General features: G+C 48.7%; 4 protein-coding genes. All 4 read left to right on the forward strand.

Annotated features, from left to right (window positions below; genetic code table 11):
- The first annotated feature begins 143 nt into the window (after nucleotides 1-143).
- Nucleotides 144-314 carry a protein NinD gene (gene ninD / locus VER_RS10205; protein WP_223368622.1) on the forward strand — a complete coding sequence of 57 codons (171 nt, stop codon included), beginning with the start codon at nucleotides 144-146 and terminating at the stop codon, nucleotides 312-314.
- Nucleotides 281-463 carry a NinE family protein gene (locus tag VER_RS10210; protein ID WP_000113775.1) on the forward strand — a complete coding sequence of 61 codons (183 nt, stop codon included), beginning with the start codon at nucleotides 281-283 and terminating at the stop codon, nucleotides 461-463. Before ninD ends, VER_RS10210 begins: the two co-directional genes overlap by 34 nt.
- Entirely contained in the window at nucleotides 460-630 is a 171-nt protein-coding gene (locus VER_RS10215) for a protein NinF (RefSeq protein WP_000566997.1), read from the forward strand. Before VER_RS10210 ends, VER_RS10215 begins: the two co-directional genes overlap by 4 nt.
- Nucleotides 623-1138, forward strand: a 516-nt coding sequence (locus tag VER_RS10220) for a recombination protein NinG (RefSeq protein WP_238390210.1), incomplete at its 3' end; no start/stop codon positions are given. The genes VER_RS10215 and VER_RS10220, both read left to right, overlap by 8 nt.

Consider the following 1138-nt stretch of genomic DNA (forward strand, 5'->3'; position numbering starts at 1 on the left):
GCGAAAATGTATTCAGAAAATGATTATCAAGCCCTGTATCAGGACATGGTACGAGCTAAAAGATTCGATACCGGCTCTTGTTCTGAGTCATGCGAAATATTTGGAGGGCAGCTTGATTTCGACTTCGGGAGGGAAGCTGCATGATGCGATGTTATCGGTGCGGTGAATGCAAAGAAGATAACCGCTTCCGACCAAATCAACCTTACTGGAATCGATGGTGTCTCCGGTGTGAAAGAACACCAACAGGGGTGTTACCACTACCGCAGGAAAAGGAGGACGTGTGGCGAGACAGCGACGAAGTATCACCGACATAATCTGCGAAAACTGCAAATACCTTCCAACGAAACGCACCAGAAATAAACCCAAGCCAATCCCAAAAGAATCTGACGTAAAAACCTTCAACTACACGGCTCACCTGTGGGATATCCGGTGGCTAAGACGTCGTGCGAGGAAAACAAGGTGATTGACCAAAATCGAAGTTACGAACAAGAAAGCGTCGAGCGAGCTTTAACGTGCGCTAACTGCGGTCAGAAGCTGCATGTGCTGGAAGTTCACGTGTGTGAGCACTGCTGCGCAGAACTGATGAGCGATCCGAATAGCTCGATGCACGAGGAAGAAGATGATGGCTAAACCAGCGCGAAGACGATGTAAAAACGATGAATGCCGGGAATGGTTTCACCCTGCATTCGCTAATCAGTGGTGGTGCTCTCCAGAGTGTGGAACCAAGATAGCACTCGAACGACGAAGTAAAGAACGCGAAAAAGCGGAAAAAGCAGCAGAGAAGAAACGACGACGAGAGGAGCAGAAACAGAAAGATAAACTTAAGATTCGAAAACTCGCCTTAAAGCCCCGCAGTTACTGGATTAAACAAGCCCAACAAGCCGTAAACGCCTTCATCAGAGAAAGAGACCGCGACTTACCATGTATCTCGTGCGGAACGCTCACGTCTGCTCAGTGGGATGCCGGACATTACCGGACAACTGCTGCGGCACCTCAACTCCGATTTAATGAACGCAATATTCACAAGCAATGCGTGGTGTGCAACCAGCACAAAAGCGGAAATCTCGTTCCGTATCGCGTCGAACTGATTAGCCGCATCGGGCAGGAAGCAGTAGACGAAATCGAATCAAACCATAAC

This window comes from Veillonella sp. R32, from assembly GCF_010093125.1.
In the GTDB taxonomy this organism is placed as follows: Bacteria; Bacillota; Negativicutes; order Veillonellales; family Veillonellaceae; genus Veillonella_A.

What these genes read in the sequence shown, in the direction of transcription:
- ninD (WP_223368622.1), top strand. Translation starts at nt 144, where the DNA reads ATGCGATGTTATCGGTGCGGTGAATGCAAAGAAGATAACCGCTTCCGA.